This window comes from Streptomyces sp. NBC_00209 (assembly GCF_045206345.1).
GTDB lineage: Bacteria > Actinomycetota > Actinomycetes > Streptomycetales > Streptomycetaceae > Streptomyces.
Genome location: NZ_CP108121.1, coordinates 1,635,650 through 1,658,454, shown reverse-complemented (window position 1 = coordinate 1,658,454; position 22,805 = coordinate 1,635,650). Strand labels below are relative to the sequence as shown.

General features: G+C 71.6%; 22 protein-coding genes. 19 read left to right on the top strand and 3 right to left on the bottom strand.

Going from position 1 to position 22,805, the window contains the following annotated elements; translation table 11 throughout:
- The first annotated feature begins 27 nt into the window (after nt 1-27).
- Nucleotides 28-1,452, top strand: coding sequence for a sugar porter family MFS transporter (locus OG867_RS07140; protein ID WP_406283684.1), 1,425 nt, complete (start codon nt 28-30; stop codon nt 1,450-1,452).
- Here the strand turns inward: OG867_RS07140 and OG867_RS07135 are convergent.
- Nucleotides 1,449-2,828: a purine-cytosine permease family protein gene (locus OG867_RS07135; protein ID WP_406283682.1), complete on the bottom strand. Its 1,380-nt coding sequence runs from the start codon at nt 2,826-2,828 to the stop codon at nt 1,449-1,451. The two genes, OG867_RS07140 and OG867_RS07135, sit on opposite strands and share 4 nt — an antisense overlap.
- Before the next feature lie 124 nt (nt 2,829-2,952).
- On the opposite strand from OG867_RS07135, the gene ftsY reads away from it, so the two are divergent.
- Complete coding sequence (ftsY, locus tag OG867_RS07130; RefSeq protein ID WP_406283680.1) at nt 2,953-4,143, top strand: signal recognition particle-docking protein FtsY; 1,191 nt, start codon at nt 2,953-2,955, stop codon at nt 4,141-4,143.
- A gap of 72 nt (nt 4,144-4,215) precedes the next feature.
- On the opposite strand, the gene OG867_RS07125 is transcribed toward ftsY, so the two are convergent.
- Nucleotides 4,216-4,875 carry a bifunctional DNA primase/polymerase gene (locus tag OG867_RS07125; protein WP_406283678.1) on the bottom strand — a complete coding sequence of 220 codons (660 nt, stop codon included), beginning with the start codon at nt 4,873-4,875 and terminating at the stop codon, nt 4,216-4,218.
- A gap of 361 nt (nt 4,876-5,236) precedes the next feature.
- On the opposite strand from OG867_RS07125, the gene OG867_RS07120 reads away from it, so the two are divergent.
- From OG867_RS07120 to ffh, 5 genes are all read left to right on the top strand, one after another.
- Nucleotides 5,237-6,709: a hypothetical protein gene (locus OG867_RS07120; protein ID WP_328902626.1), complete on the top strand. Its 1,473-nt coding sequence runs from the start codon at nt 5,237-5,239 to the stop codon at nt 6,707-6,709.
- 537 nt (nt 6,710-7,246) lie between these two features.
- Nucleotides 7,247-8,593, top strand: a complete 1,347-nt coding sequence (locus OG867_RS07115; protein ID WP_406283676.1) for an ammonium transporter — start codon at nt 7,247-7,249, stop codon at nt 8,591-8,593.
- Nucleotides 8,590-8,928 (top strand): P-II family nitrogen regulator, encoded by a 339-nt coding sequence (locus tag OG867_RS07110; protein WP_018102395.1) that lies wholly within the window; start codon nt 8,590-8,592, stop codon nt 8,926-8,928. The genes OG867_RS07115 and OG867_RS07110 overlap by 4 nt, the downstream gene beginning before the upstream one ends.
- Nucleotides 8,929-8,980: 52 nt before the next feature.
- Nucleotides 8,981-11,434, top strand: a complete 2,454-nt coding sequence (locus OG867_RS07105) for a [protein-PII] uridylyltransferase (protein WP_406283673.1) — start codon at nt 8,981-8,983, stop codon at nt 11,432-11,434.
- Between the two features lie 97 nt (nt 11,435-11,531).
- The gene (gene ffh, locus OG867_RS07100) at nt 11,532-13,079 is read left to right on the top strand and encodes a signal recognition particle protein (RefSeq protein ID WP_328902629.1); all 1,548 of its coding nucleotides are present in this window, start codon (nt 11,532-11,534) and stop codon (nt 13,077-13,079) included.
- A 72-nt stretch (nt 13,080-13,151) separates the two neighbouring features.
- On the opposite strand, the gene OG867_RS07095 is transcribed toward ffh, so the two are convergent.
- The gene (locus tag OG867_RS07095) at nt 13,152-13,997 is read right to left on the bottom strand and encodes an SAM-dependent methyltransferase (protein WP_406283671.1); all 846 of its coding nucleotides are present in this window, start codon (nt 13,995-13,997) and stop codon (nt 13,152-13,154) included.
- 514 nt (nt 13,998-14,511) lie between these two features.
- On the opposite strand from OG867_RS07095, the gene OG867_RS07090 reads away from it, so the two are divergent.
- From OG867_RS07090 to OG867_RS07035, 12 genes are all read left to right on the top strand, one after another.
- Nucleotides 14,512-15,105 carry a hypothetical protein gene (locus tag OG867_RS07090; RefSeq protein ID WP_018521397.1) on the top strand — a complete coding sequence of 198 codons (594 nt, stop codon included), beginning with the start codon at nt 14,512-14,514 and terminating at the stop codon, nt 15,103-15,105.
- A 157-nt stretch (nt 15,106-15,262) separates the two neighbouring features.
- Nucleotides 15,263-15,697 (top strand): 30S ribosomal protein S16, encoded by a 435-nt coding sequence (rpsP, locus tag OG867_RS07085; protein WP_328902631.1) that lies wholly within the window; start codon nt 15,263-15,265, stop codon nt 15,695-15,697.
- A gap of 2 nt (nt 15,698-15,699) precedes the next feature.
- Nucleotides 15,700-15,939, top strand: a complete 240-nt coding sequence (locus OG867_RS07080; RefSeq protein WP_005311361.1) for an RNA-binding protein — start codon at nt 15,700-15,702, stop codon at nt 15,937-15,939.
- Nucleotides 15,940-16,019: 80 nt separating this feature from the next.
- On the top strand, nt 16,020-16,604 hold the full coding sequence (gene rimM / locus OG867_RS07075) for a ribosome maturation factor RimM (protein ID WP_406283668.1): 585 nt from the start codon (nt 16,020-16,022) through the stop codon (nt 16,602-16,604).
- A complete protein-coding gene (gene trmD, locus OG867_RS07070) occupies nt 16,604-17,425 on the top strand; it encodes a tRNA (guanosine(37)-N1)-methyltransferase TrmD (RefSeq protein WP_406283666.1) in 822 nt (273 codons plus the stop codon). Before rimM ends, trmD begins: the two co-directional genes overlap by 1 nt.
- Before the next feature lie 128 nt (nt 17,426-17,553).
- A complete protein-coding gene (gene rplS, locus OG867_RS07065; protein WP_018102387.1) occupies nt 17,554-17,904 on the top strand; it encodes a 50S ribosomal protein L19 in 351 nt (116 codons plus the stop codon).
- A 45-nt stretch (nt 17,905-17,949) separates the two neighbouring features.
- Entirely contained in the window at nt 17,950-18,732 is a 783-nt protein-coding gene (gene lepB, locus OG867_RS07060; protein WP_406283663.1) for a signal peptidase I, read from the top strand.
- A complete protein-coding gene (gene lepB, locus OG867_RS07055; protein ID WP_406283661.1) occupies nt 18,725-19,786 on the top strand; it encodes a signal peptidase I in 1,062 nt (353 codons plus the stop codon). Before lepB (OG867_RS07060) ends, lepB (OG867_RS07055) begins: the two co-directional genes overlap by 8 nt.
- A complete protein-coding gene (lepB, locus tag OG867_RS07050) occupies nt 19,668-20,594 on the top strand; it encodes a signal peptidase I (protein WP_406290811.1) in 927 nt (308 codons plus the stop codon). The genes lepB (OG867_RS07055) and lepB (OG867_RS07050) overlap by 119 nt, the downstream gene beginning before the upstream one ends.
- Complete coding sequence (lepB, locus tag OG867_RS07045; protein ID WP_406283659.1) at nt 20,591-21,466, top strand: signal peptidase I; 876 nt, start codon at nt 20,591-20,593, stop codon at nt 21,464-21,466. Before lepB (OG867_RS07050) ends, lepB (OG867_RS07045) begins: the two co-directional genes overlap by 4 nt.
- 49 nt (nt 21,467-21,515) lie before the next feature.
- Nucleotides 21,516-22,265 (top strand): signal peptidase I, encoded by a 750-nt coding sequence (gene lepB, locus OG867_RS07040; RefSeq protein WP_406283657.1) that lies wholly within the window; start codon nt 21,516-21,518, stop codon nt 22,263-22,265.
- On the top strand, nt 22,255-22,743 hold the full coding sequence (locus tag OG867_RS07035; RefSeq protein ID WP_406283655.1) for an NUDIX hydrolase: 489 nt from the start codon (nt 22,255-22,257) through the stop codon (nt 22,741-22,743). Before lepB (OG867_RS07040) ends, OG867_RS07035 begins: the two co-directional genes overlap by 11 nt.
- Nucleotides 22,744-22,805 lie beyond the last annotated feature (62 nt).

The window sequence follows — 22,805 nt, the reverse complement described above, 5'->3', positions numbered from 1 at the left end:
CGTGGCCCCGCCCCAGGGAGGACTTACGTGACCAGTACGTCGCCAGGATCCGGACCGGAGTCCGGTGCCCGTTCGGCCCACCCGGACCACCTCGGCCATGTCATCTTCATCACCGCCGCGGCCGCGATGGGCGGCTTCCTGTTCGGCTACGACAGCTCCGTGATCAACGGCGCCGTCGAGGCGATCCGCCACCGTTACGACATCGGCTCCGGCACGCTCGCCCAGGTCATCGCCATCGCGCTCATCGGCTGCGCGATCGGTGCCGCCACGGCCGGCCGGATCGCCGACCGCATCGGGCGCATCCGCTGCATGCAGATCGCCGCCGTCCTCTTCACCATCAGCGCCGTGGGCTCCGCGCTCCCGTTCGCGCTCTGGGACCTGGCGATGTGGCGCATCATCGGCGGCTTCGCGATCGGCATGGCCTCGGTGATCGGCCCGGCCTACATCGCCGAGGTCTCGCCGCCCGCCTACCGGGGCCGCCTCGGTTCCTTCCAGCAGGCCGCGATCGTCATCGGCATCGCCATCTCCCAGCTCGTCAACTACGGCATCCTGCAGATCGCCGACGGCGACCAGCGCGGCAAGATCGGCGGCCTGGAAGCCTGGCAGTGGATGCTCGGCGTGATGGTCGTGCCCGCCATCCTCTACGGGCTGCTCTCCTTCGCGATCCCCGAGTCGCCGCGCTTCCTGCTCTCCATCGGCAAGCGGGAGCGGGCCCGGAAGATCCTGGAAGAGGTCGAGGGCAAGAACGTCGACCTGGACGCGCGCGTCCAGGAGATCGAGACGGCGATGCGCCGCGAGCACAAGTCGAGCTTCAAGGACCTGCTCGGCAGCCGCTTCGGCTTCCTGCCGATCGTCTGGGTCGGCATCGGCCTCTCGGTGTTCCAGCAGCTCGTGGGCATCAACGTGGCGTTCTACTACTCGGCGACGCTGTGGCAGTCCGTCGGCATCGACCCGACCGACTCCTTCTTCTGGTCGTTCACCACGTCGATCGTCAACATCATCGGTACCGTCATCGCGATGGTCCTGGTGGACCGCGTCGGCCGCCGCCCGCTCGCCCTCGTCGGCTCCTGCGGCATGGCCGTCGCCCTCGCCTTCGAGGCATGGGCCTTCTCCGCCGACCTGGTCGACGGCAAGCTCCCGACCGTCCAGGGCGCGGTCGCCCTCGCCGCCGCCCACGTCTTCGTGCTCTTCTTCGCCCTGTCGTGGGGCGTGGTGGTCTGGGTCTTCCTCGGCGAGATGTTCCCCAACCGCATCCGCGCCGCCGCGCTCGGCGTCGCCGCGTCCGCGCAGTGGATCGCCAACTGGGCCATCACCGCCAGCTTCCCGAGCCTCGCGGACTGGAACCTCTCGGGCACGTACATCATCTACGCCTGCTTCGCCACGCTCTCGATCCCCTTCGTCATCAAGTTCGTGAAGGAGACCAAGGGCAAGGCGCTGGAGGAGATGGGCTAAGACGTCTCGTCAGGGCGGCCCGGGCGCGGCAGCATCGCGTACAGGCCGCCCGAGACGAGTGCCGTGACCGCCCAGCCCAGGCCGCTGCGGCCCGGCCAGGTGCCGGCGAGCGGACCGGTGAACCACTCCACGCCGGTGAACAGCAGCCCCACCACGAGCCCCGCGCCCCACGCGCCCACGGCGGGCCACGCGATGCCGCCCGTGTACCAGTACGCACCGTCCCGGCCGGTGTCCATGAGCGCCTCCGGGTCGTAGGCCCGGCCGCGCAGCATGTCCGTGGCGAAGACCCCGATCCACGCCGAGAACGTCACCGCGAGCAGCCGCAGGAACGACACGAAGGCGTCGATGAAGCTGCTCGCCACCATCATCAGGAGCGCGCCCAGGAACAGACTGATCGCCGCGTTCACCCCGACGGCCCAGGCGCGCGGCACGGTGAGGCCGAGGGTCTGCGCGGTGAACCCGGCCGAGTACATCGACAGCGCGTTGATCAGCACCATGCCCGTGACCGCGACGACCAGATACGGGACGGAGAGCCAGGTCGGCAGCAGGACCCCGATGAAGGAGACCGGATCACGGGTCAGCGCCAGCTCCGGCGTCCGCACCGCCATCACCGCCCCCATCACCACGAGTGGCACCAGCACCACGAGCGCCCCGCCCACCGTCGCCGCGACCATCGCCCGGCCCTTCGCGGCGCGCGGCAGATAGCGGGTGAAGTCCGGACCGGACGGCGCCCAGCTGATCCCCCCGGCCGTCAGCGTGCCGATGCCCGCGATCACCGCCGACACCGCGCCGGGCGGCCGGTCGAGCACCGCGCGCCACGGCACCGTCACGGCCAACCGCGCCAGCACCAGGACGCTGAAGGCGCCGAAGAGATACGCCGACCAGGTGCAGCACACCCGCAGCGCCCGCAGCCCGAGCCCCGACAGCAGAAAACTGCCCGCCACGAACGCGAGCAGCGTCGCCATGATCAGCGCGGGCGTGCTCCGGACCCCGAACAGCACCTCGCCCACGGTCAGCAGGGCGTACGCGCCGGTGACCGCGTTCATCGTCTCCCAGCCCCACCGCGCCACCCAGATCAGCGCGCCCGGCGCCAGATTGCCCCGTACGCCGAAGACCGCCCGCGACAGCGCCATGCCGGGGGCGCCGCCCCGCTTCCCGGCCACCGAGACGAAGCCGACCAGGCCGAACGAGATCAGGGGCGCCACCACGGCCGCCACCAGCACCTGCCAGAGGCTCAACCCGTCCAGCACGACGAGCCCCGCGCCCACGGTGACGAGCAGCACGGTCATGTTCGCCGTGGCCCAGGTGGGGAAGAGGGCCCGGACCCGGCCGGTGCGCTTCTCGTCCGGCACGGGGTCCAGGCCACGGGTCTCCACGGCCAGGATCGTACCTTTCCGGCATAACGGTCGTAGTGACCGCAAGGTCGCACGGGCCCGCGATCCCGCACCGAATCCGTCCCTCCCTCGATTGCCGGCCCGGGTGACCGATACTGGGAGGGTTATGGAATTCGTCATCCTTGCTGTAGTCATCGCCCTGGTCGCGGTCGGCGTGATCAGCGGGCTCGTGGTCAGCAGCCGCAAGAAGAAGCAGCTGCCCCCGGCACCGTCGAGCACGCCGACCCTCACACCTCCCGCCGAGCCCCGTGTCGGCGAGGAGGCCGAAGAGCCGCGCGAGGAATCGCGCCGCACCATCGAGGACGTCGCGGCCCCGCCCGCCGAGGCCGAGCCGGAGACGGTGGAGCCGGAAGCCCCCGCGCTCGACGTCCCCGAGCCCACCGCCGGCCGGCTCGTCCGGCTGCGCGCCCGCCTCGCCCGCTCGCAGAACACCCTCGGCAAGGGGCTCCTCGCGCTCCTGTCCCGGGACAATCTGGACGAGGACACCTGGGAGGAGATCGAGGACACCCTCCTCACCGCCGACGTCGGCGTCGCCCCCACCCAGGAGCTGGTCGAGCGCCTGCGCGAGCGCGTCCGGGTGCTCGGTACCCGCACCCCCGAGGAGCTGCGCACCCTGCTCCGCGAGGAGCTGCTCACCCTGCTCGGCACCGACTTCGACCGTGCGGTGAAGACGGAGGGCGGTCTGGAGACCCCCGGCGTCGTGATGGTCGTCGGCGTCAACGGCACCGGCAAGACCACCACCACCGGCAAGCTGGCCCGGGTGCTCGTCGCCGACGGCCGCAGCGTGGTGCTCGGCGCGGCCGACACCTTCCGCGCCGCCGCCGCCGACCAGCTCCAGACCTGGGGCGAGCGTGTCGGCGCCCGCACCGTGCGCGGTCCGGAGGGCGGCGACCCGGCGTCCATCGCCTACGACGCGGTCAAGGAGGGCATCGCCGAGGGCGCCGACGTGGTGCTCATCGACACCGCCGGCCGGCTGCACACCAAGACCGGGCTCATGGACGAGCTGGGCAAGGTCAAGCGCGTCGTGGAGAAGCACGGCCCGCTGGACGAGGTGCTGCTCGTCCTGGACGCCACCACCGGACAGAACGGCCTCGTGCAGGCGCGGGTCTTCGCCGAGGTGGTCGCCATCACCGGCATCGTCCTCACCAAGCTGGACGGCACCGCCAAGGGCGGCATCGTCATCGCCGTCCAGCGCGAGCTGGGCGTTCCGGTCAAGCTCGTCGGACTCGGCGAGGGCCCGGACGACCTGGCCCCGTTCGAGCCGGAGGCGTTCGTGGACGCGCTGATCGGGGACTGACCCCCATCGGACAGCTTCGAAGCCCGGCCGTTTCGTGCGGCCGGGCTTCTCGCTGTGCGGGAGGTACGCGGCTCAGCCGCAGGGCGCCGCCCACCGGTGACAGAGGTACGCCAGCGTGCCCAGCAGCAGCCGGGCCTCCGGCGGCGTCGCGCTGTCGGGCCCGGGCGCACGCAGCCAGCGGACCGGGCCGAGCCCGCCCCGGTCCGAGGGCGGCGCGGTGATGTGGCCGCCCGGACCGAGTGCCCGCAGATCGAGCCCCGCGTCGTCCCAGCCCATCCGGTACAGCAGCCGGGGCAGCCCGGCGGCGGCGCCCGGGGCCACGAAGAACTGCGCCCGGCCCTGCGGGGTCACCGAGACCGGTCCCAGCGGCAGGCCCATCCGCTCCATCCGCACCAGGGCCCGCCGCCCGGGCCCCTCCGCCACGTCGAGCACGTCGAAGCTGCGGCCCACGGGGAGCATCATCGAGGCGCCGGGCACCTCGGCCCAGGCGTGCGCCGCCGCGTCGAGCGTCGCCCCGGCGGGCACCTCACGGGCGAACTCCAGTGGATGCGCGCCCGGGGCGGCGCAGCCGGGGTCCCCGCAGGAGCAGGCGCCGCCCGCCGCGCGGGCCCCGGGCACCACGGCCCAGCCCCACAGCCCGGTGTACTCGGCCACCTCCGTACCGCCGGCGGCGGCACGGGCGCGACGCCGTGCGCCGGTGCGCATCTCGCGGATTCCGATCGTGAAGCCCATGCCCCCTCCAACGGGTCCGGTTCGCCGGTGGTTACGAAGAGGAGCGTGCAACCGCCCGCGCGCCCCCGGGCGCTTCCTCGCGCCCGTGCGAATCGTCCTGTCAAGTGAATCGCGGCCCATGGGGGTGGCGTTCAATCGAAGGGGTGGCGAATGGTGGCGATTACGCAAAGGGCCTCGCCGGGCCCGTGATCGTAGGATTACCGTCGGTACACGAACCATGGAAGTATGTGCGCCCACGGGTATGCCGCAGGCAACCCGGTTTTCTGTTCGATCGGGTCCAACGCCCGTACGGGCGACATGAGTTCGGGGCATTCTGGTAGTGCTTCGCGCGATACGTATTCGGCGGGATGGGGGCTTATCCGTGAGTGGCAGCGGCGCAGGCGAGACGAACGCCGGCAAGCGCCCGAACGGGCAACTGGGGTCATGGTTCGTGCGCAGCGGCTGGTCGAAGGGCGAGCTGGCGCGGCAGGTGAACCGCCGGGCGCGCCAGATGGGGGCCCACCACATCAGCACCGACACCTCCCGGGTGCGGCGCTGGCTGGACGGCGAGCAGCCGCGCGAGCCGATCCCGCGCATCCTGTCCGAGCTGTTCTCGGAGCGCTTCGGCAGCGTCGTCGCCGTCGAGGACCTGGGGCTGCGCACCCCGCACCAGGCACCCTCCGTGGCCGGTGTGGACCTGCCGTGGGCGGGCCCGCAGACCGTCGCCCTGCTCAGTGAGTTCTCCCGGAGCGACCTGATGCTCGCCCGCCGGGGCTTCCTCGGCAGCTCCCTCGCCCTCGCCGCCGGCCCCGCGCTCATCGAGCCCATGCAGCGCTGGCTGGTGCCGGTCGCGGCCGCCCCCGCCGCCGAACCGGAACCCGCCGCCGCCCGTCGTCCGTCGCGGCTCTCCGGCCCCGAGCTGGACCTGCTGGAGTCGACCACCGCGATGTTCCGCCAGTGGGACGCGCAGTGCGGCGGCGGACTGCGCCGCAAGGCCGTCGTCGGCCAGCTCCACGAGGTCACCGACCTGCTCCAGGAGCCCCAGCCCGCCGCCACCGCCACGCGCCTGTTCCGCTGCGCCGCCGAACTGGCCGAGCTGGCGGGCTGGATGAGCTACGACGTCGGCCTCCAGCCCACCGCCCAGAAGTACTTCGTGCTCGCCCTGCACGCCGCGAAGGAGGCCGGCGACAAGCCGCTCGGCTCGTACGTCCTGTCCAGCATGAGCCGGCAGATGATCCACCTCGGCCGCCCCGACGACGCCCTGGAGCTGATCCACCTCGCCCAGTACGGCAGCCGCGACTGCGCGACCCCGCGCACCCAGGCCATGCTGTACGCGATGGAGGCCCGCGCCTACGCGAACATGGGCCAGCCCAGCAAGTGCAAGCGGGCGGTCCGCATGGCCGAGGACACCTTCCTGGACGCCGGCATCGACGGCGAGCCCGAGCCCGACTGGATCCGCTTCTTCTCCGAGGCCGAACTCAACGGCGAGAACTCGCACTCGTACCGGGACCTCGCCTACGTGGCCGGCCGCAGCCCCACGTACGCCTCGCTCGCCGAGCCCGTCATGCGGCGGGCGGTCCAGCTCTTCGGCGAGGACGACGAGCACCAGCGCTCCTACGCGCTCAATCTGATCGGCCTCGCCACCGTGCACCTCCTCAAGGGCGAGCCCGAGGCGTCCACCGTGCCCGCCGGGCAGGCGCTGCGCGTGGCCAAGAAGGTGCGCTCCGAGCGGGTCAACACCCGGCTCCGCAAGACCGTCGACACCGCCGCCAGGGACTTCGGGGACGTGCCCGAGGTCGCCGAGCTCACCGAACTCCTCATCGAACAGCTGCCCGAAACCGTGGAAACCGTCTAGCGACGTCCCTCGGGCCCCAGACCCCGGCCACGACGATCACCCAGCACAGACCGACTTCGGCTCCCCCCATTGCCAGGTCAACGGGTGATCGCCGTGGCCGGTTCGTGTGGTCGTTCCCCCGCCGGAGCGTCGTAACCGCACCGTATGCGGCCCGGGCCGCAGAGTGGGCGCGAGCGTGGGTACGGCACGCGCGGTTCATGGGGACGTAACACGTCGCTTCCCTTCGTCACTGCCGCGAAACATCGCGGCGCACCGGCCGAAACGGCGCTGGGCGAACCTCGTGGCTCATTGGACCGGCCGACGATTGGAGGGTGGCGTCGCGGGGCTGGGCACGCACATCTGCGGCGTTGTCGTCAATCACCATGGCTCCGCCATGGCTCAATCCTCCGCCTTGCAGCTGCACGCACCCAGCCCCGCTCCTTCCTCCACCCTCCAATCGCCGGCCGGTCCAACCGGCCCGCACCTTTCCCCAGTGGTCCCGCAGTGGTTGTGCCCCCACCGCCCGCACGCGGCCGCACCGACGACGAGGAGACGCCGATGCCCCCAGGCATCACGACGCTTGCCGCAGACACCCCGACGCTGTCTGCCGCCAACACCGGCTTCATGCTCATCTGCTCGGCCCTGGTGATGCTCATGACCCCGGCCCTCGCCTTCTTCTACGGAGGCATGGTCCGCGTCAAGAGCACCCTCAACATGCTGATGATGAGCTTCATCAGCCTCGGGATCGTCACGATCCTCTGGGTGCTGTACGGCTTCAGCCTCGCCTTCGGGACCGACGCCGGATCCGTCATCGGCTGGAGCCAGGACTACGTCGGCCTCAGCGGGATCGGCGTCACGGAACTCTGGGACGGCTACACCATCCCGGTCTACGTCTTCGCCGTGTTCCAGCTGATGTTCGCCGTCCTCACGCCCGCGCTGATAAGCGGTGCCCTCGCCGACCGGGTCAAGTTCACCTCCTGGGCCCTGTTCATCACGCTCTGGGTCACCGTCGTCTACTTCCCGGTCGCGCACTGGGTGTGGGGCGCGGGCGGCTGGCTGTACAAGCTCGGCGTCATCGACTTCGCCGGCGGTACGGCCGTCCACATCAACGCGGGTGCGGCCGCCCTCGGCGTGATCCTGGTGATCGGCAAGCGCGTCGGCTTCAAGAAGGACCCGATGCGGCCGCACAGCCTGCCGCTCGTCATGCTCGGCGCCGGTCTCCTCTGGTTCGGCTGGTTCGGCTTCAACGCCGGCTCCTGGCTCGGCAACGACGACGGTGTGGGCGCGGTCATGTTCGTCAACACCCAGGTCGCCACCGCCGCCGCGATGCTCGCCTGGCTCGCCTACGAGAAGATCCGGCACGGCGCCTTCACCACCCTCGGTGCCGCCTCCGGCGCGGTCGCCGGACTCGTCGCCATCACCCCGGCCGGCGGTGCGGTCAGCCCGCTCGGCGCCATCGCGGTCGGTGCCATTGCCGGTGTGCTGTGCGCCATGGCCGTCGGCCTCAAGTACAAGTTCGGCTACGACGACTCCCTCGACGTCGTCGGCGTCCACCTCGTCGGCGGCATCATCGGCTCCCTGCTCATCGGCTTCTTCGCCACCGGTGGCGTCCAGTCCGATGCCAAGGGCCTCTTCTACGGCGGCGGGCTCGACCAGCTCGGCAAGCAGGCCGTCGGCGTCTTCGCGGTCCTCGCGTACTCTCTCGTCGTCTCCGCGATCCTCGCCTTCCTGGTCGACAAGATCCTCGGGATGCGCGTGGACGAGGACGACGAGATCTCCGGCATCGACCAGGTCGAACACGCCGAGACCGCGTACGACTTCAGCGGCGCCGGCGGCGGCGCGGCCTCCCGTACCGCCCCCGCCCCCGGCCCGGCCGCCCCGACGAACAAGAAGGTGGACGCATGAAGCTCATCACCGCAGTCGTGAAGCCCCACCGTCTGGACGAGATCAAGGAAGCACTCCAGGCGTTCGGCGTCCAGGGCCTCACCGTCACCGAGGCCAGCGGCTACGGTCGTCAGCGCGGGCACACCGAGGTCTACCGGGGCGCCGAGTACACCGTCGACCTCGTCCCCAAGATCCGCATCGAGGTGCTGGTCGAGGACGAGGACGCCGAACAGCTCCTCGACGTCGTCGTCAAGGCCGCCCGCACCGGCAAGATCGGCGACGGCAAGGTCTGGACCGTCCCCGTCGAGACGGCCGTCAGGGTCCGTACGGGCGAACGCGGCCCGGACGCCCTCTGACCGGCCCCCGCCGACTGTTTCGCACGGTTCCGCACACGGAAAGGGCAGCTGGGTGACGAGCATCGAAGCGACCACCGAATCCGAGGACTCGCGCCCCAGCGGCTACGCGGCGGCCCGGCTGCGCCTTCTCCAGGAGAAGGAGCGGCCCGGGCCGCCGCGCCGTGCGGCCCTCGCCGCCCTCACCGACGACTGGCTCACCGCCCTGTTCACCGGCGCCGCCCAGCACGCCGGGGTCCGGGGCGCCGCCCTCGTCGCCGTCGGCGGCTACGGCCGCGGCGAACTCTCCCCGCGCAGCGACCTCGACCTCCTCCTGCTGCACGACGGCACCGCCGACCCCGCGGCCGTCGCCGCCCTCGCCGACCGGATCTGGTACCCGGTCTGGGACCTGGGCCTCGCCCTCGACCACTCCGTACGCACCCCCGCCGAGGCCCGGAAGACCGCCGGCGAGGACCTCAAGGTCCAGCTCGGACTGCTCGACGCCCGCCCCGTCGCCGGCGACCTCGGCCTCGTCGCCGCCCTGCGCACCGCGATCCTCGCCGACTGGCGCAACCAGGCACCCAAGCGCCTCCCCGACCTCCACGAGCTCTGCCGCGAACGCGCCGAACGCCACGGCGAACTGCGGTTCCTCCTCGAACCCGACCTCAAGGAGGCCCGGGGCGGCCTGCGCGACGTCACCGCCCTGCGCGCCGTCGCCGCCTCCTGGGTCGCCGACGCCCCCCGCGAAGGACTCGCCGAGGCCCGCCGCACCCTCCTCGACACCCGCGACGCCCTCCACCTCACCACCGGCCGCGCAACCGACCGGCTCGCCCTCCAGGAACAGGACCAGGTCGCCCAGGCCCTCGGCCTCCTCGACGCCGACGCCCTGCTCCGCCAGGTCTACGAAGCCGCCCGCACCGTCTCGTACGCCACCGACGTCACCTGGCGCGAGGTCAACCGGGTCCTGCGCGCCCGCTCCGCCCGGCCCCGGCTGCGCGCCCTGCTCGGCGGCGGCCGGACCCCCGCCCCGGACCGGACCCCGCTCGCCGACGGCGTCGTGGAGGCCGACGGCGAGGCCGTCCTCGCCCGCACCGCCCGGCCCGAACGCGACCCGGTGCTCGTCCTGCGCGCCGCCGCCGCGGCCGCCCAGTCCGGACTGCCGCTCTCCCGCCACGTCGTACGCCACCTCGCCACCACCGCCCAGCCGCTCCCCGTGCCCTGGCCGGCCGAGGCCCGCGAGGAACTGGTCACCCTGCTCGGCGCCGGCGAGGCCACGATCCCCGTCTGGGAGGCGCTGGAGGCCGAAGGGCTGATCACCCGCCTCCTGCCCGACTGGGAACGCGTCCACTGCCGCCCCCAGCGCAACCCCGTCCACACCTGGACCGTCGACCGCCACCTGGTCGAGGCGGCCGTCCGCGCCGCCTCGCTCACCCGCCGCGTCGGCCGCCCCGACCTCCTCCTCGTCGCCGCCCTGCTGCACGACATCGGCAAGGGCTGGCCCGGCGACCACTCCGTCGCCGGGGAGGTCATCGCCCGCGACATGGCCGCCCGCATCGGCTTCGACCAGCACGACGTGGGCGTCGTCGCCACCCTCGTACGCCATCACCTGCTGCTCATCGAGACCGCCACCCGGCGCGACCTGGACGACCCGGCCACCGTCCGCGCCGTCGCCGACGCCGTCGGCAGCGCCGCGACCCTGGAGCTGCTGCACGCCCTCACCGAGGCCGACGCGCTCGCCACCGGGCCCGCCGCCTGGTCCGCCTGGCGCGCCTCCCTCGTCACCGAACTCGTCAAACGCGTCGCCCAGGTCCTGGCGGGGGAGGCCCCCGAGGAGCCCGAGCCGGCCGCCCCCAGCGCCGAGCAGGAGCGCCTCGCGATCGAGGCGCTGCGCACCGGCACCCCCGTCCTCGCCCTGCACACCCGGCCCGAGACCCCGCACGAGGAGGACAGCCCGGAGCCGGTGGGCGTCGAACTCCTCATCGCGCTGCGCGACCGGCCCGGCGTGCTGCCCGCCGCCGCGGGCGTCCTCGCCCTGCACCGCCTCACCGTCCGCGCCGCCGACCTGCGCGCCGTGGAACTGCCCACGGAGCTGGGGGACTCCGCGGACCTGCTGCTGCTCAGCTGGCGCGTCGCCGCCGAGTACGGCTCGCTGCCCTCGGCGGACCGGCTGCGCGCCGACCTCGTACGCGCCCTGGACGGCACCCTGGACATCCCCGCCCGCCTCGCCGAGCGGGAGGCGGCCTACCCCCGGCGGCGCGGTGTGAAGGCGCCGCCGCCCCGGGTGACGGTGGCCCCGGCGGGCTCCCGGCTCGCCACGGTGATCGAGGTCCGCGCCCAGGACGCCCCCGGCCTGCTGCACCGCATCGGGCACGCGCTGGAGCGGAGCGCGGTACGGGTGCGGAGCGCGCATGTGTCGACGCTGGGGGCGAACGCGGTGGACGCCTTCTACGTCACGGACGCGGACGGGGAGCCGCTGCCGGCGGCCCGGGCGGCGGAGCTGGCCCAGGAGGTCGAGAAGGCGCTCGGCTGAGACCGGGACCGGGCGAGGTCTTGGCGTTCTCCGGCGTCCGGATACCCTGGGAACCTACTGACCCGACCGCCCCCGACCCTGAGGACCGACGAGCGCCGTGTTCGATACTCTCTCCGACCGCCTTGCCGCGACTTTCAAGAACCTCCGGGGCAAGGGCCGCTTGTCCGAGGCGGACATCGACGCCACGGCTCGCGAGATCCGTATCGCCCTGCTCGAAGCGGACGTGGCGCTGCCCGTCGTCCGGTCCTTCATCGCCAACGTCAAGGAGCGGGCGCGCGGCGTAGAGGTCTCCCAGGCCCTCAATCCCGCCCAGCAGGTCGTCAAGATCGTCAACGAGGAGCTCATCTCCATCCTCGGTGGCGAGACCCGGCGGCTGCGGTTCGCCAAGAACCCGCCCACCGTGATCATGCTGGCCGGTCTCCAGGGCGCCGGTAAGACGACCCTCGCCGGAAAGCTCGGCCTCTGGCTCAAGGGCCAGGGCCACTCCCCGCTGCTCGTCGCCTGTGACCTCCAGCGCCCCAACGCCGTCAACCAGCTGAGCGTCGTCGCCGACCGCGCCGGTGTCGCGGTGTACGCCCCCGAGCCGGGCAACGGCGTCGGCGACCCGGTCCAGGTCGCCAAGGACTCCATCGAGTACGCCCGGTCCAAGCAGTACGACGTCGTCGTCGTGGACACCGCCGGCCGCCTCGGCATCGACCAGGAGCTGATGCGGCAGGCCGCGGACATCCGCGACGCCGTCAGCCCGGACGAGATCCTGTTCGTGGTCGACGCGATGATTGGTCAGGACGCGGTCAACACCGCCGAGGCGTTCCGCGACGGCGTCGGCTTCGACGGCGTGGTGCTCTCCAAGCTCGACGGTGACGCCCGCGGTGGTGCCGCCCTGTCGATCGCCCACGTCACGGGCAAGCAGATCATGTTCGCGTCGAACGGCGAGAAGCTGGACGAGTTCGACGCGTTCCACCCGGACCGCATGGCGTCCCGGATCCTCGACATGGGTGACCTGCTCACCCTGATCGAGCAGGCGGAGAAGACCTTCAGCCAGGAAGAGGCCGCCAAGATGGCCTCCAAGCTGGCGTCCAGCAAGGGCAAGGACTTCACGTTCGATGACTTCCTGGCCCAGATGGAGCAGGTCAGGAAGATGGGCTCGATCTCCAAGCTGCTCGGCATGCTGCCCGGCATGGGGCAGATCAAGGACCAGATCAACAACATCGACGAGCGCGACATCGACCGCATGGCCGCGATCATCAAGTCGATGACCCCGAAGGAACGTGCCGAGCCGACGATCATCAACGGCTCGCGCCGGGCCCGTATCGCCAAGGGTTCCGGTTCCGATGTCTCCGCCGTCAAGGGACTGGTCGAGCGGTTCTTCGAGGCCCGCAAGATGATGTCGAAGATGGCGCAGGGCGGCGGCATGCCGGGGATGCCCGGGATGCCGGGCATGGGCGGCGGTCCGGGCCGCCAGAAGAAGCAGGTCAAGCAGGCCAAGGGGAAGCGCAAGAGCGGCAACCCGATGAAGCGCAAGGCCGACGAGCAGGCCGCGGCGGCCCGCCGCGAGGCCGCGCAGAACGGCGTCCCCGGCCTCCCGGCCGGCCAGGACGCCCAGGACTTCGAGCTGCCCGACGAGTTCAAGAAGTTCATGGGCTGACGCTCACGTCACGTCATGCCGGAGGGGCGCTCACCGTTTGCGGTGGGCGCCCCTCCGGCGTACGGCGTCCGTTCACGTCGTGCAGACCAGGTACCGGAACACGTTGGACATCCACACCGTGCCGTCCGGCCGCCGGTGCGGGTGCAGGGCCTCGGTGAGCTCCTTCTCCACCTGCCACCGGTCCGTCGCCCGGACCGCCGCTTCGAACAGCCGGGTCGACAGCAGGCCGCGTACCGCGCTGTCCATGTCCGCGTAGCCGAACGGGCAGGCCACCCGGCCGGAGCCGTCCGGCCGCAACCCGGACCGGAAGGCCACGTCCTCCAGATCGTCGCGGCGCGGTCCGCGCCAGCCGCCGCCCGGCCCGCGCCCGTCGTCGGCGAGCCGCCCGGCCACCCGGAGCACCGACTCCGTGGCACACCGCTCCGGCGGGCCCCAGCCGGTCAGGACGACCGTGGCGCGCCGGTCCGCCGACGGCACGGCGGTCTCCAGCGCCCGCACCAGCTCCTCGCCGTCGCCCGCCTCGCAGCCGATCGGGGTGAACGCGATGATCAGGTGGTGCGGACCGCCGTCCGCCGCCTCGGCGACGCTCTCCGTGAGCAGCGGGGCGGCGGACGGTGCGGTGTGGTCCTCCGGTGCGGGCAGCAGCCGGGTCCGGGCGAGGGCGAGGCGGTCCGGGTCGGTGTCCACGCCGGTGACCGCGGCGCCCCGGCCCACGGCCATCAGCAGCGCCAGGCCGGATCCGCAGCCGAGCGAGAGCATCCGCGTGGCGGGCCCCACCTCCAGCCGCGTGTACACCGCTTCGTACAGCGGTGCCAGCATCCGTTCCTGGATCTCCGCCCAGTCGCGGGCGCGGGAGGCGCCGTCCGCGCGGGCGGACGACTCCGTGTGCCGGTGGTGCCGAACGAGCGTTGGTGTCATGGAATGCGCCCCAATCCGCCGAGGTTGCCGGTTCTGCCGATCGGTCGTGCCCGAGTGGACGGCCGTGCCGTCCGGTGACGCGCGCTCCCCCGTATGCCAGAGAACTGCGCATCCGCCGCCGCGTCCAGAGGTCTGCGGGGCGTGGTTGTCCGCACTGCCGTCCGGCGCACGACGGCACCGGCGCACCCGGACGGCGGGGACGCCCCGGAGGGTCCGTCCCGTCCTCTGCCGGTCCAGTCTCACCCGACACGCCGGTGGGGGCACGTCGAGCACGTCACGGCGGTGCGGGGACCCTCGCCGCTGCCGTCCGCCCCCGGAGGGGGCGCGTACCGCGACTACGCGCGCAGGCGTACGCGCCGCTACGTACCGGCTTGGTGCGAGCTGTGAGGCTTCTCCGCAGATCAGCGCACCCGCCCTCGTCGCGACGCATGAAGGTCAACCGACTGGTACGTGCAAAATATTTGGGATGGCCCGGAATCGGAACACCGAGGGCCCCGCGCTCGTTGGTCACGACGTGAGCACGACACCACCTGTACTTGCCGCAGAGCTGGCGCAGGCGTGGGCCGACATTCAGCGGTACCACCCCGAGCTGCCCGATCTCGCCGCACCCGAGTCCCTGATCGGAGAGTCCTCGTCCGCCTGTGGCGCCGAGCTCTCCTTCGAGCGACTGCTCCACGAGGCAGTCCACGGCATCGCCGCCGCCAGAGGTGTCCGCGACACCTCGCGCGCCGGCCGCTATCACAACCGACGATTCCTGGCCATCGCCGAGGAGCTGGGCCTCGACCATGCCGAGGAGCCCCATCCCAGCAGCGGCTTCTCGCTGGTCACGCTCAACCCCGAGGCCAAGCGCCGCTACCGGCCGACGACGGAACGGCTGCAGCGCGCCCTCAAGGCGCACACCGTGGCCACCGCCGCCGACACCAAGCGCTCCTTCCGCGGCCCGGCCGCCCGGCACGGCTCCTCCGGAGGGGGCGTGCGGGTCAAGGCCGTCTGCGACTGCGGCCGCAATGTGCGCGTCGTCCCCTCGGTCCTCGCCCAGGCGCCGATCGTCTGCGGCGGCTGCGGAAAGCCGTTCCGGATCCCGGAGACCGCGGTCGCGGTGGGGTGAGCCGATGGGGTGTGGCACAATGGCTAGCTGTACTCGACAGTCGCACAGGACCCCTCTCTCCTCCGGCTGACGCGTCCATCGGGCACCCGAGTACCGCAACCCCACGTGGCATCTTCGTTGTGCCCAACCACGTCATAGACCAGGAGACACCACTTCCGTGGCAGTCAAGATCAAGCTGAAGCGTCTGGGCAAGATCCGTTCGCCTCACTACCGCATCGTCGTCGCCGACTCCCGTACCCGCCGTGACGGCCGGGCCATCGAGGAGATCGGTCTGTACCACCCGGTGCAGAACCCGTCGCGCATCGAGGTCAACTCGGAGCGTGCGCAGTACTGGCTGTCCGTCGGCGCCCAGCCGACCGAGCCGGTTCTCGCGATCCTGAAGCTCACCGGCGACTGGCAGGCGCACAAGGGCCTCCCGGCCCCCGCGCCGCTGCTGCAGCCGGAGCCCAAGGCCGACAAGCGCGCCCTGTTCGAGGCCCTCTCCAACGATGGTGAGGAGTCGAAGGGCGAGGCCATCACGCCGAAGGCGAAGAAGGCCGACAAGAAGGCGGACGAGGCTGCTGCCGCCTCCGCCGAGTCGACCGAGGCCTGAGCATGCTCGAGGAGGCTCTCGAGCACCTCGTGAAAGGCATCGTCGACAACCCCGATGATGTGCAGGTCGCCTCGCGCAACCTGCGCCGTGGCCGTGTGCTTGAGGTCCGGGTCCACCCCGACGACCTCGGCAAGGTGATCGGCCGCAACGGCCGTACCGCACGCGCGCTGCGTACCGTCGTGGGCGCCATCGGCGGCCGTGGCATCCGCGTCGACCTTGTCGATGTGGACCAGGTTCGCTGACAGAAGTTGAACACCGGCACGGGCCGGGGAGGGCCAAGCGCCCGCCCCGGCCCGTCGTCGTACGACAGGAGAGGCACAAGGTGCAGTTGGTAGTCGCGCGGATCGGTCGCGCCCACGGCATCAAGGGCGAGGTCACCGTCGAGGTGCGCACGGACGAGCCGGAGCTGCGGCTCGCGCCCGGCGCCGTCCTGGCCACCGACCCCGCCACGACGGGCCCGCTGACGATCGAGACCGGCCGGGTGCACAGCGGCAGGCTGTTGCTGCGCTTCGAGGGCGTGAAGGACCGTACGGCCGCCGAGGCGCTGCGCAACACCCTGCTGATCGCCGACGTGGACCCGGCGGAGCTCCCTGAGGACCCCGAGGAGTTCTACGACCACCAGCTGATGGACCTGGACGTGGTCCTCGCCGACGGCACCGGGATCGGGCGGATCACCGAGATCACGCACCTGCCCTCGCAGGACCTCTTCATCGTGGAGCGGCCGGACGGCAGCGAGGTGATGATCCCGTTCGTGGAGGAGATCGTCACCGAGATCGATCTGGAGGAGCAGCGCGCGGTGATCACCCCGCCGCCCGGCCTGATCGACGCGAGCGAGGCGGTCGTGGCGTCCGTGCGCGAGGCGGAGTCCGAGGCCGAGGGCTCCGCGCCGAAGGCCGAGGACGCCTGATGCGGCTCGACGTCGTCACGATCTTCCCCGAGTACCTGGAACCGCTGAACGTCTCCCTGGTCGGCAAGGCCCGTACGTCCGGCCGCCTCGACGTCCATGTGCGCGACCTGCGCGACTGGACGTACGACCGGCACAACACCGTGGACGACACCCCGTACGGGGGCGGCCCCGGCATGGTCATGAAGACCGAGCCGTGGGGCGAGGCCCTGGACGAGGCCCTCGCGGACGGTTACGAGGCCGGCGCGCACTCCCCGGTCCTCGTGGTGCCCACGCCGAGCGGACGGCCGTTCACGCAGGAGCTCGCCGTCGAGCTCTCCGCGTGCCCCTGGCTGGTCTTCACCCCGGCCCGCTACGAGGGCATCGACCGGCGCGTGACCGAGGAGTACGCCACCCGGATGCGGGTGGTCGAGGTGTCCATCGGCGATTACGTGCTGGCCGGCGGGGAAGCCGCGGTGCTGGTGATCACCGAGGCGGTGGCCCGGCTGCTGCCCGGCGTCCTCGGCAACGCGGCCTCCCACCAGGACGACTCCTTCGCCCCCGGCGCGATGGCCAATCTGCTGGAGGGGCCCGTCTACACCAAGCCGCCGGAGTGGCGCGGCCGGTCCATCCCCGATGTGCTGCTCAGCGGCCACCACGGGCGGATCGCGCGTTGGCGGCGGGACGAGGCGCTGCGCCGTACGGCCGCCAACCGGCCCGATCTGATCGAGCGGTGCGAGGCGTCCGCCTTCGACAAGAAGGACCGGGAAATGCTGTCCATCCTCGGCTGGTCCCCGGAGCCGGGTGGCCGATTTTGGCGCAGGCCCGAGGACGTGGAAGAATAGGCCGCTGCTGTCCGTCCGGCGTGCGCCCCTGCCACAGGGGGACACGACGTCCGTCCGACGCGACCGGCCCCTAGCATTCATCACTCTCCCGTCGATGACCTGTGGCATCGGCGAAGAAAGCAGACAACATGGCTTCCCTGCTCGACGACGTCAATGCCGCGTCGCTGCGTACCGACGTCCCGGCCTTCCGCCCGGGTGACACGGTCAACGTTCACGTCCGCGTGATCGAGGGCAACCGCTCCCGTGTCCAGCAGTTCAAGGGCGTCGTCATCCGCCGCCAGGGCGCGGGCGTCAGCGAGACCTTCACGGTCCGCAAGGTCTCCTTCAGCGTCGGCGTCGAGCGCACCTTCCCGGTGCACAGCCCGATCTTCGAGAAGATCGAGCTCGTGACCCGCGGTGACGTCCGTCGCGCCAAGCTGTACTTCCTCCGTGAGCTGCGCGGCAAGGCCGCGAAGATCAAGGAGAAGCGCGACCGCTGAGCTGACTGCCTGGTCCACAGGGTGTCCGGTTAAGCTCTGGCCCCGATGGACACGCAAGCAGAACTCCAGGAGCGCGATTCCTCCTCCGCACCCGATACGGGTCCGGGGGAGGGGTCGCGCTCTTCGCGTGTCCGCGACCGGCTCACCGCACCGAGGTCCTGGAGGCTGTCCTGGCGGGGCACACTCGGGCTCGGCGCGGTCTGCGCGGTGTTCGTGCTCCTCTTCAGCACCTTCGTGGTGCAGCCCTTCCTGATCCCCAGCGGTTCGATGGAGCAGACGCTCCGGGTGGGTGACCGGGTGCTCGTCAACAAGCTGGCGTACCGTTTCGGCGCCGTCCCCCGCCGTGGTGACGTGGTGGTCTTCGACGGCACCGGCTCGTTCGTACGCGAGGGGGCTGAGCAGAACCCCGTCACCGCGCTGCTGCACGGTGCCGCGGCGTCCCTCGGGCTCGCCGAGCCCGCCGAGACCGACTTCGTGAAGCGGGTGGTGGGCGTGGGCGGCGACCGGGTGGTCTGCTGCGATGCGCGGGGCCGGATCGAGGTGAACGGCCGGCCGCTGGACGAGGACTACCTCTACCCCGGGGACGCGCCCTCGAAGGTGCCCTTCGACATCGTGGTGCCGGAGGGCACCCTGTGGATGATGGGCGACCACCGGGCCCGTTCCCGGGACTCCCGCGACCACCTGGGGGAGCCGGGCGGCGGCGTGGTGCCGGTGGACCGGGTGATCGGGCGGGTCGACTGGTTCGGCTGGCCGCTGGGCCGGGTGGGCTCGCTGCCGGGGACCGCCGCCTTCGACCCCGTACCGGCGCCCGGCCCTTCCCATGGGTAGCCACGGGCGCCACGGCGCCCCGGCGGCGGACGGAGGGGCGCGCTCCCTGCCCACCCGGGCCGAGCGGCGCAAGCTGGCCCGCAAGGTGAAGCGCAAGCGCCGCGGATCGGCGGTGCGGGAGATCCCGCTGCTGATCACGGTGGCGCTGCTGATCGCGCTCGTCCTCAAGACCTTCCTCGTACAGGCGTTCGTGATCCCGTCCGGGTCGATGGAGCAGACCATCCGGATCGGTGACCGGGTGCTCGTGGACAAGCTGACGCCCTGGTTCGGTTCGAAGCCGCAGCGCGGCGACGTCGTCGTGTTCCGCAACCCCTCGGACTGGCCGCCGCCGAACCAGGAGAGCCCCGGGGAGTCACCCGTCGTCGTCAAGCAGGTGAAGCAGGCGCTCACCTTCGTCGGGCTGCTGCCGTCGGACGACGAGCAGGACCTCATCAAGCGCGTCGTGGCCGTCGGCGGCGACACCGTGAAGTGCTGCGCGTCGGACGGGAGGCTCCTCGTCAACGGCACGGCGGTCGATGAACCGTACGTCTATCCCGGGGATTCACCCTCCACCATCAAATTCGAGGTAAAGGTTCCGGCGGGCCGCCTCTTCGTCATGGGCGACCACCGCTCCAATTCCGCCGATTCGCGCTTCCACATGGACAAGACGGCGGACGGCACGATCTCCGAGGACGCGGTCGTGGGGCGGGCCAAATGGATCGTCTGGCCCTTCGGGCACTGGGCCGGCCTGGAGCAGCGCTCGGCCTTCGCCCCGGTCCCGGACGCGCGCGCCGGTACGGGGGCTGCCTCGGGGCCGTCGAATAGTGTGTCCAGTGATCCAGGCGGATTGATCCGGCTCCCGACCCCTGCGGAACTCCCGCTCGTTATGGGAGTGGTGGGCCTGCGTCGGCTAGGACGCGGGCGGTGGCACGGAGTAAGGAGTGGATGTGGGGGATTTGGCGGTCGGCGCACGATCCGGACACGACGAACCCGAGGACCGGCCGGGCCGTCCGGCACATTCCGAGCCCGCCGGAGCGGCGGAGGACGGGACGACGGTGAGCGGGACGGACAGTGACGGCGGCGCGTCCGGGGGCAGCACGGCCCGGAAGAAGAATCCCCGCCCGTTCTGGAAGGAGCTGCCGCTCCTCATCGGCGTCGCCCTCGTTCTGGCGCTGCTGATCAAGACGTTTCTGGTGCAGGCGTTCTCGATTCCGTCGGACTCGATGCAGAACACCTTGCAGCGGGGTGACCGGGTCCTGGTGGACAAGTTGACGCCGTGGTTCGGTTCGGAGCCGGAGCGCGGCGAGGTCGTCGTCTTCCACGACCCGGGCGGCTGGCTGGAGGACAGCCAGGCCCCCGAGCCGAACGCGGTGCAGAAGTTCCTCAGCTTCATCGGCCTGATGCCCTCGGCCGAGGAGAAGGACCTGATCAAGCGGGTCATCGCGATCGGCGGTGACACCGTGGAGTGCAAGAAGGGCGGCCCGGTCGAGGTCAACGGCAAGGCGCTGGACGACAAGTCCTTCATCTTCGAGGGCAACAGTGCCTGCGACGACGAGCCGTTCGGGCCGCTCAAGGTGCCCAAGGGTCGGATCTGGGTCATGGGCGACCACCGGCAGAACTCCCTGGACTCGCGGTACCACCAGAACCTGCCGGGCAACGGCACGGTCTCCAATGACGAGGTGGTCGGCCGGGCCATCGTGATCGCGTGGCCGGTCAGCCGTTGGGCGACCCTCCCGGTCCCGAAGACCTTCGACCAGCCCGGCATCAACGCCGCCGCCGCGGCGGCCCCGGGGGTGATCGGCCTCGCGGGGGCGGTGCCCCTGGTGCTCTGGCGCAGGCGGCGCCGGACCACGACCGCCGGCACAGTGAGGAACGACGCGTGAGCGACCTGGCAGACGGAGCACAGTCCGAACAGGCGCGGTCCGCGGAGCCTTCCGCCGCGGAATCTTCCGCCGCCGAGCCTTCTTCCACCGAGCCGGAGGCCGGCAAGAAGAAGAACAGCCGGCCGTTCTGGAAGGAGCTGCCCCTCCTCATCGGCATCGCGCTGGTCCTGGCCCTGTTCATCAAGACGTTTCTGGTGCAGGCGTTCTCGATTCCGTCGGACTCGATGCAGAACACCTTGCAGCGGGGCGACCGGGTCCTGGTGGACAAGCTGACGCCGTGGTTCGGTTCGGAGCCGGAGCGCGGCGAGGTCGTCGTCTTCCACGACCCGGACAAGTGGCTGGAAGGCGAGCCGACCCCGAAGCCCAACGCCGCGCAGAAGTTCCTGAGCTTCGTCGGACTGATGCCGTCCGCCGAGGAGAAGGACCTGATCAAGCGGACCATCGCGGTCGCCGGTGACACCGTGGAGTGCAAGAAGGGCGGCCCGGTCGAGGTCAACGGCAAGGCGCTGGACGACAAGTCCTTCATCTTCGAGGGCAACAGCGCCTGCGACGACATGCCCTTCGGGCCGTTCAAGGTGCCGGACGGCAAGATCTGGGTGATGGGCGACCACCGCCAGGACTCGGCGGACTCCCGCTACCACACCAGCGACGCCAACAAGGGCTTCGTGCCGGTGAGCCAGGTCGTGGGCCGGGCCGTGGTCGTCGCGTGGCCCGTGAACCGCTGGTCCGTGCTGTCCGTCCCGGACACCTTCGACCAGCCCGGGATCAGCGCCGCGGCCGGTGCCGCACCGGGCGTCCTCGGGCTCGCGGGCGCGGTGCCGTTCGTGCTCCGCCGCAGGCGGAGGCTGACCACCGGGCGTACTGCCGGGTAGGGTGCCCACGCGGATCAGCGATTGTCGATCTCCGATGGGGGACGCCGGTATGGGTGCAACAGGTCGTACGGACGACGGCCGCGGCCGGCTCGGCAGCAGGCTGTCCGGGGTGGCGGTGGCCCTCGGCTGCCTGCTCTTCCTCGGCGGCTTCGTCTGGGGCGCGTTCGTCTACCAGCCGTACACGGTGCCCACCGGGTCGATGTCACCGACGGTCGACGCGGGCGACAAGGTCCTCGCCCAGCGCGTGGACGGCGGCGAGGTCCGGCGCGGCGACGTCGTGGTCTTCAACGACCCGGAGTGGGGCAACACCCCCATGGCGAAGCGGGTCGTCGGGGTCGGCGGCGACAAGATCGCCTGCTGCGGCAAGGACGGCCGCCTCACGGTCAACGGCATACCGATGGACGAACCGTATCTGCGGGCGTCCGGCCGCGCCTCGGCCCAGGACTTCACCGCCGAGGTCCCGAAGGGCCGGCTCTTCCTGCTGGGCGACGACCGCACGGTCTCGCTGGACTCCCGGGTCCACCTGGAGGACGCCATGCACGGCTCGGTGCCCCTGGACGCCGTGGAGTCCAGGATCGACGCCGTCGCCTGGCCGCTGGGCTCCATGATCGACCGGCCCGAGGCGTTCGCCGCGCTGCCGGGCGGTGTCTCGTCGGCCGGACCGCTCAGGCTCCAGCTGACCGCGATGGCGGTGGGCATCGTGCTCATTCTGGGCGGGGCGGCGTACGGCCCGCTCGCGGCCCGTGCCGCCCGGCCGAAGCGGAGCGCGAAGCCCGAGGCGGCCGCGGGTGTCCGCTGAGGTGCGCAGGGTCGCCCGTCTGGTGCTCCTCGATCCGGACGACCGGATTCTGCTGATGCACGGCTTCGAACCGGAGGACCCGGCCCGCACCTGGTGGTTCACCCCGGGTGGTGGCCTGGAGGGCGACGAGACCCATGAGCGGGCCGCGCTGCGCGAGCTGGCCGAGGAGACCGGGATCACCGAGGCCGAACTGGGCCCGGTGATCTGGCGGCGACGATGCTCCTTCACCTTCGACGGCCGGCGATGGGACCAGGAGGAGTGGTACTTCCTGGCCCGCACGGCACAGACCGCCACGGACACCAGCGGCCACACATGGCTGGAACGCCGCAGTGTCACGGGGCTGAGGTGGTGGACCTCCGCCGAACTGTCGGCGGCCCGTGAGACGGTGTACCCCACCGGGCTCGCCGACCTGCTCCGGAGGCTGCTCGAAGAGGGCCCTCCGCCTACGCCGGTGGACCTGGCCCCCGGAAGCGGCTGAGCGGCCGGGGGCGCCGGAGCCCGGCGCACAATGGGGAAACGCACGGCTGAAGGGGAACATGC

Coding starts and splice junctions, on each gene's coding strand:
- ftsY (WP_406283680.1), top strand. CDS start 2,953: ATGGAATTCGTCATCCTTGCTGTAGTCATCGCCCTGGTCGCGGTCGGC.
- OG867_RS07110 (WP_018102395.1), top strand. CDS start 8,590: ATGAAGCTCATCACCGCAGTCGTGAAGCCCCACCGTCTGGACGAGATC.
- rplS (WP_018102387.1), top strand. CDS start 17,554: ATGGCTTCCCTGCTCGACGACGTCAATGCCGCGTCGCTGCGTACCGAC.
- OG867_RS07095 (WP_406283671.1), bottom strand. CDS start 13,997: ATGACACCAACGCTCGTTCGGCACCACCGGCACACGGAGTCGTCCGCC.
- OG867_RS07115 (WP_406283676.1), top strand. CDS start 7,247: ATGCCCCCAGGCATCACGACGCTTGCCGCAGACACCCCGACGCTGTCT.
- OG867_RS07125 (WP_406283678.1), bottom strand. CDS start 4,875: ATGGGCTTCACGATCGGAATCCGCGAGATGCGCACCGGCGCACGGCGT.
- trmD (WP_406283666.1), top strand. CDS start 16,604: ATGCGGCTCGACGTCGTCACGATCTTCCCCGAGTACCTGGAACCGCTG.
- OG867_RS07080 (WP_005311361.1), top strand. CDS start 15,700: ATGCTCGAGGAGGCTCTCGAGCACCTCGTGAAAGGCATCGTCGACAAC.
- lepB (WP_406283663.1), top strand. CDS start 17,950: ATGGACACGCAAGCAGAACTCCAGGAGCGCGATTCCTCCTCCGCACCC.
- lepB (WP_406283657.1), top strand. CDS start 21,516: ATGGGTGCAACAGGTCGTACGGACGACGGCCGCGGCCGGCTCGGCAGC.
- lepB (WP_406283661.1), top strand. CDS start 18,725: ATGGGTAGCCACGGGCGCCACGGCGCCCCGGCGGCGGACGGAGGGGCG.